Source organism: Halalkalibacter kiskunsagensis (assembly GCF_037027555.1).
GTDB lineage: Bacteria > Bacillota > Bacilli > Bacillales > Bacillaceae_D > Halalkalibacter > Halalkalibacter kiskunsagensis.
In genome coordinates this window covers 120,579-127,136 of the sequence record NZ_JAXBLX010000012.1, presented here as the reverse complement: position 1 = coordinate 127,136, position 6,558 = coordinate 120,579, and the positions used below count along the sequence as shown (strand labels likewise).

Annotated in this window: 5 protein-coding genes and 1 pseudogene; 1 reads left to right on the top strand and 5 read right to left on the bottom strand. The window is 35.9% G+C overall.

Going from position 1 to position 6,558, the window contains the following annotated elements:
* Positions 1-79 precede the first annotated feature (79 nt).
* The 4 genes and pseudogenes from SLH51_RS09170 to SLH51_RS09155 all read right to left on the bottom strand — a co-directional run.
* Positions 80-727: pseudogene (locus SLH51_RS09170) on the bottom strand (aldo/keto reductase); the annotation flags it as partial.
* Positions 728-788: 61 nt separating this feature from the next.
* On the bottom strand, positions 789-1,799 hold the full coding sequence (locus SLH51_RS09165; protein WP_335960857.1) for a substrate-binding domain-containing protein: 1,011 nt from the start codon (positions 1,797-1,799) through the stop codon (positions 789-791).
* Positions 1,800-1,827: 28 nt separating this feature from the next.
* Positions 1,828-2,829, bottom strand: coding sequence for an ABC transporter permease (locus tag SLH51_RS09160; RefSeq protein WP_335960855.1), 1,002 nt, complete (start codon positions 2,827-2,829; stop codon positions 1,828-1,830).
* Entirely contained in the window at positions 2,829-4,355 is a 1,527-nt protein-coding gene (locus SLH51_RS09155) for a sugar ABC transporter ATP-binding protein (RefSeq protein ID WP_335960853.1), read from the bottom strand. Before SLH51_RS09155 ends, SLH51_RS09160 begins: the two co-directional genes overlap by 1 nt.
* A gap of 363 nt (positions 4,356-4,718) precedes the next feature.
* Between SLH51_RS09155 and SLH51_RS09150 the strand changes: the two genes are divergently transcribed.
* On the top strand, positions 4,719-5,399 hold the full coding sequence (locus tag SLH51_RS09150) for a GntR family transcriptional regulator (RefSeq protein ID WP_335960852.1): 681 nt from the start codon (positions 4,719-4,721) through the stop codon (positions 5,397-5,399).
* A 143-nt stretch (positions 5,400-5,542) separates the two neighbouring features.
* On the opposite strand, the gene srlE is transcribed toward SLH51_RS09150, so the two are convergent.
* Complete coding sequence (srlE, locus tag SLH51_RS09145) at positions 5,543-6,553, bottom strand: PTS glucitol/sorbitol transporter subunit IIB (protein WP_335960850.1); 1,011 nt, start codon at positions 6,551-6,553, stop codon at positions 5,543-5,545.
* Positions 6,554-6,558: the final 5 nt, after the last annotated feature.

Sequence of the window (6,558 nt, the reverse complement as noted above, 5' to 3'; positions counted from 1 at the left end):
CCCTATTCAATATAGGAATCATCTTCTAGTTGCTTAATCTCTTTTTTTATTGTGTCCTTGACATAGGTGCCAGTTTAGGTGGCGCTCCTCTTTTACTTAACAATCCCATTGAGAAAGGCGATGCATTGATCACCCCTACGTTTGTGTTGTTAATCTCTTTTAGAAGATCTATTAAAGTCGTATTATTAAGTGAATAATGACAGTATGATAAAATTGTATCTACATTACTTTGAGACAATACCGTCTTAAAAATTTTAAGTGGTAAACCTGACACACCTATAAAACGAATTTTTCCTTCTTTCTTTAATGATTGTAAAGTTGGAATACTTTCTTCCATAATTTGATCCAACGATCCAAATTCAATATCATGTAGGTGAAGAATATCAATATAATCCGTTTTAAGACGCTTCAAACTCTCTTCCACACTGTTAACAATGGTTTGTTTTGAAAAGTTAAAGTCATTATCTCCATACCGACCGGCCTTCGTCGAAAGAATGTACTTATTTCTTTGTATCTGTTCTAACGCTCTACCTAATACAGATTCTGCTTTTGTTAGCCCATAGTAAGGAGATACGTCTAATAAGTTCACCCCTAAGTCAATAGCCGTATGTACCGCTCTAATCCCTTCATTTTCATCAATATTTCGAAACACCGATCCTAATGAAGATGCTCCAAAACTTAATTTTGATACTTCAAGTCCTGTCTTTCCAAGCACTCTATACTCCATAATTCTCCTCCTTGTAGTTACAAAGTAGGGATTCTACAATTAGAATCCCTATTGTTCTTATTTATTCAACATAAAATTCTTCAACATTCTCTTTTGTAACAATGTTAACTCCTGTATCCACAAAGCCTGGCAAGCTTTCAGGAGCTAGATCATGTTTTAAATGATAGAGAAATGCCATTGACCAATAGCCCATATTTTCAGTACCTTGCGCAATCGTGGCATCTACTTCCCCCTCACTTACCATATCTAACAAAGCACTATCTGTGTCAAAACCGATAATTTTAATCTGGTCTCTTTTACCAGCTTCGCGAACAGCTGTCGCTGCCCCTAATCCAGCTACTCCATTTGCAGCAAATACACCTTTAATATTAGGATTCGCTTGTAATTCAGCTGCAAGAGCACGTGCGCCTTCTGTTTGGTCTCCACTATCGTTAGCACGAACAACCACTTTCATATTTGGATATTGTTTTTCTATAGCAGTTACAAAACCGGTAATTCTTTCTTCCACATTTTGTTGCCCGATTGTGTATAATAAGGCAATTTCCCCTTCTTCGTCCATCAACTCTGCCATATGTGTAGCCGCAATTTCGCCAGCAGCAGCATTTCCTGTAGATAAAAATGAAGACCGATCACTCTCGGGAGAGTCACTATCGTATGTTACAACTTCTATTCCTTGTTCACGAGCGCGATTTATTGGACCTTCTAGTGCATCAGCATTAATAGCCGCTACAGCTATACCCGCAGGCTTTGTTGCAGCTACTTGTTCGAATACAGCTACAGATTGGTTAATATCGTATCCAGGATCTCCTGTATATTTAGTTTCTACACCAAATTGATCCCCTGCTTTTTGAAAACCATCAAATACACTTTTCCAATAATCTAAACCAGATAAAAACGAAATGACATAATAAACTTCATCCTTACTACCTTCAAAAGGAGCTTCAGACACGGTTGTTTCTGATGCAGATTCTGGCTGCTTTGCCACACTAGCATCTGAACTACAACCAACAAGCGCTACTATAAAGAAGCTAAAAATACTCAACAAAATAAAATCTTTCATTTTTTCCAACATAAAATTTCCCCCCTAAATCTAGTTTAGTTTAAGTAGTTTTCGTTTTTCTGTGACTTAAATGATCAATTGTAACCGCTACCAGTAGAATTAAGAATGTAACAAATTGCTGCCAATAAACTGAAACACTAAGCAATACAAGACCGTTATTAATAACTGCCAACAAAAGGACTCCGAGTACGGCACCAAATATTGAACCTTCACCTCCTTTTAAACTTGTACCTCCAATTACCGCCGCAGCAATAGCTCGCAACTCTGCCATTTCACCTGTTGTAGGTGTAGCAACCCCGAATCTTGCTAAAGCAATTATTCCCGCAATACTAGCTAATAAAGCAGTTAATAAAAATACTCCCATCTTAACTTTAGTCACGTTAATACCCGATAAAATCGCAGCTTTTTCATTACTTCCTATATAATAAACCTTCCGGAATGGTTCTGATCGCCTCATTAAATAGTCGACGACTAAAGTAACTCCAATAAGTAAAAGAATGATAAATGGGATTCCAGCGACACTTCCAGTTCCAATAAACCTAAAAACTTCAGGAACACCTCTAAGTGAGACCGGGGAACCCTCTGTAAATATGTAAGCCACTCCCCTGGCAATTCCCATCATAGCTAAAGTTGTGATAAAAGGATTAAGTCCCACTTTCCCTACAAAAAAACCATTTATTAATCCACATGTTAACCCAGCTATAATAGCTATTGTACAAGCCACCCAAATGTCATACCCTGCCAAAAACAAAGTACCAGCTACTACACTTGCTAACCCCATTATTGATCCTACCGAAAGGTCAAAGTTCCCTGAAACTAGAGCAACCGTCATACCAATCGCTATAATTCCATCTGCTACTAAAGCAATTCCCATTGATGAAAGATTACTATTTGTTAAAAAATATGGAGAAAAAATACTAAGTGAACTAGACACTAATAAAATGATGATGATCAAACTCGTTTCTCTAAAACCAAATGCTACTTTAAATAAATTACTAGACCTCAATCTTCCTAGTGTATTTAGATTACTATTAATATCCATTAAATTACTCCTTTCTTATTTTGCTTTTCATTCGTAATACCAGAAGCAAGCGTCATAATCTTTTCTTCATTTAAATCTTCTCCATCCAAAACCCCTGTTACATTGCCTTCATGCATTACTACTACACGATCAGACATTCCAATAACCTCAGGGAGTTCTGAAGATACAACAATTATTCCAATCCCTTGTTGTGAAAGCTCTCTAAGTAATTTATAAATTTCCACCTTCGCGCCAACGTCTATTCCTCTAGTAGGTTCATCCAAAATTAAAACTTTTGGTTTAATCGCCATCCATTTTGCAAGAAGCACTTTTTGCTGATTTCCCCCACTTAAACTATCAACTGGAAGATGAATATCTGATATTTTAATGGATAATCGATCAACATATTCGAGAGTAATTTCCTTCTCCATACTTTTTCTTAAGAGTACACCCTTTTTAATTTTATCTAAAATAGCTGCTGTTAAATTTCTTTGAATACTCTGATCTAAAAATAACCCCTGATCTTTCCTGTCTTCTGGAACGTATCCAATACCAAAGCGGATAGCTTCTCGATATGATTTAATCTTTAGTGGATGATTATTTAAATACACTGTTCCGCTCGTCTTGCCATCAATCCCACATATCGTACGCATAACCTCTGTTCTACCTGCTCCGACAATGCCAGAGAAACCAAGAATCTCACCTTTATATAAAGAAAAACTAACATTATTAAACATTCCGTCAGACTTTAAGTTTTTAACTTTTAAAATTTCTTCCTTAGAAACATTTGTTGATTTATTAGGATATTTATTATCTATATCTCTCCCAACCATCATGCTAACGATATTGTTTTCATTGCTATCTTTTGTTTCAATCGTACCAACATATTCTCCATCTCTTAAAACAGTTACCTTATCACAAATTCTAAATATCTCCTCCATTCGATGACTGATATACAGAATACTTACTCCTTTATTTTTCAGCATATTGATAATTTCAAACAAAACTTCTGATTCAGGTTGAGTAAGAGAGGAAGTCGGTTCATCAAGTATTAATAACTTACATTCAAGTGATATAGCTTTTGCAATTTCAATGATCTGTTGTTCTGCAATATTAAGTGTTCCAACAACTTGATTTGGTTTAAAAGTGACTTTAAAAATATCAAGTATTTCCTGACAATCTTTATAAAGTCTTTTATAGTCAACCATCGTTGACTTTTTCTTAGGCAATCGACCAATATAAATGTTTTCTGCAACAGTCATATGAGCACATAAACTTAATTCTTGGTGGACCAGTCCAACTCCAGCTTCCTGTGATTCTTTTGGATTGGTAAATCTTACTTTTTTACCTTCGAAAAAGATTTGACCTTCCTCCGGTTGATGAACGCCTCCGATAATCTTCATTAAAGTAGATTTCCCTGCTCCATTTTCTCCTACTAAACTATGAACCTCACCTTTCTCCACTAGCAAATTAACGTTTGATAACGCTTTTGTACCCGGGAACACCTTTGTTATCGCTTTCATTTTTAATAAGTATTTATGATCCATTCTTTCACCTCACTGTTATAACTATTAGATTTGAAATCAAATATTTCGATACTTTTATACAACCATCCATTCCCTTCCATTACTTTCATAGATAGCAAACGATTTACATTATTAACATTATTCAATTGCCTTTTTAACAACCTCCTTTTACACTCAGTGAAATGTAACATTTCACATGTCACCCTTCTGTATTACATGTTATAATTTTCTCACTAGTCAGTCAACTGTTTTTTGATAATGCTTACTAATTTGCTTTTCTTACAAAACAATAAATTGACTGCCATAATTATAATCACCTATAATTTAATTAAAATGTTACATGTCATGTTATTATTTTTTAAAAAACCAAGGGATGTGTGTACTTTGAAAAACATAATTGAAACGTCTGCACTGGCAACACAAATATATAGGGTTCTCCGAAAAGAAATTATTAGTGGAATATTCGTACCAGGCGACAAACTTGATATTAATAAGCTGGCAGAAAAGTTTGGAGTGAGTCGCTATCCAGTCAAAGAAGCAGTTAACCAATTAGTTCATGAAGGTTTAATTGAAATATTGCCGCGCAAAGGAACTTATATTACTCAATTAAGATATAAAGATTTTTTAGAAGTGCTTGATGCTCGCTTTATGATTGAAACCTGGTCTGCAGGTCAAGTTGTCAATAATGTATCAGTAGAACAACTTGATAAATGGAAACAATTACTGTTCCAAATGGATACGTTATTAGAAAGGCAGCCATTTTCTTTTGAAACATACAACAAACTTGACATGGAATATCACCAATTACTAGTTGAATGGACATCGAATCAAAAAGTTCTAGATATTTATAATTCTATTAACCCTCAGGTCTCACTAGCTCGAGTTGTATATAGTAACGATCTAGAAAATAGTTTAAGGCGGCATCAAGATCATCAATATATGTATGAGTCCCTGAAAAATCGTAATCTTTCTAACTTGATAGATGTGTTACAACAACATTGTGAAAGTGTTAAAACAGACATCAGATTACAATGGAACGAAAAATTGCACGGTCCAATTGAATAAAGAGTTTAAAATTCCCGTTCTCAATCTTAAAAAAGCATAATTGGCAAAACTAGTAGTAGCGCTCATGCTAAAAGTCATCCAACCCAAGCCCAAGTAATATTGGATTCTACGATGTGTAGAATCCAACTTTCCAAAAAAAAGCATTAACTATCGTATAATCCAAAGCTAGCCAACCACGCAATAAAGACTGTTGGTGCCCCTGTCAAGAACCTTGAATAAAGAACGGATGGAACCCCTACTTCTACTGTTTCAACCTCAGCTTCTGCAAGACCCAATCCTACTGGAACAAAGTCTGCTGCAGCTTGAGAGTTAATGGCAAATAATGCAGGTAATGCTAAGTTTGCAGGGATATTTCCTTTTCCAATTTCAACCCCAATTAACGTTCCAACCACTTGCGCAATCACGGCACCAGGTCCTAAAAAAGGGGATAGGAGTGGAAAGGAACATATAAGTGCGATGACAATTAATCCCCAAATGGAACCAGCATAAGGTGATAAGTATTTTGCAAACAGATCACCAATACCAGACTCGGTAATGACTCCAATCAGCATGGCAACAAACGCCATAAATGGAAGGATTGTCTTAATGACTGTATCAATAGCCTCACGTCCAGCTTGGTAAAATACACTTGTAATTGACCCCATTGCCATTCCGACTCTTGCCATAAACCCTTTTGGTGCTTGTTGTTCACTGATCTTCTTTTTTGTACTATACTTTCCTTCCTTACTTTTTGCTTCTTCATTACTTACTTGTTCAGTCGTTGATTGCGGTGCTTCAGAACCTTCAGTGAGCTGAATATTCCCAACTTTCACCCCAGAAACGTAAATATCTTCTGTGATATGTTTTGCGAGCGGGCCACTTTGACCGGTAGGCATAATGTTAATCGTTGGAATTTTTTTCTGAGGATATAATCCACATCGTAACGTTCCACCACAATCGATAATCACGCATGCCATTTCCGTTTCTGGAACGGATGTTTTAAAGCCATCAACTAATTCACAGCCAGTTAATTCTGCTATTTTATCTGCAATGTCAGGTTTTTGCCCTCCAGTAATATAAACAACTTTGTTTTTCTCTGGGGTTGGAGTGATTTGTAACGGTCCTCCAAATCCCCCCGTACCTTTTGAAACTTTAATTGAATGATATATTGTCATTTTTT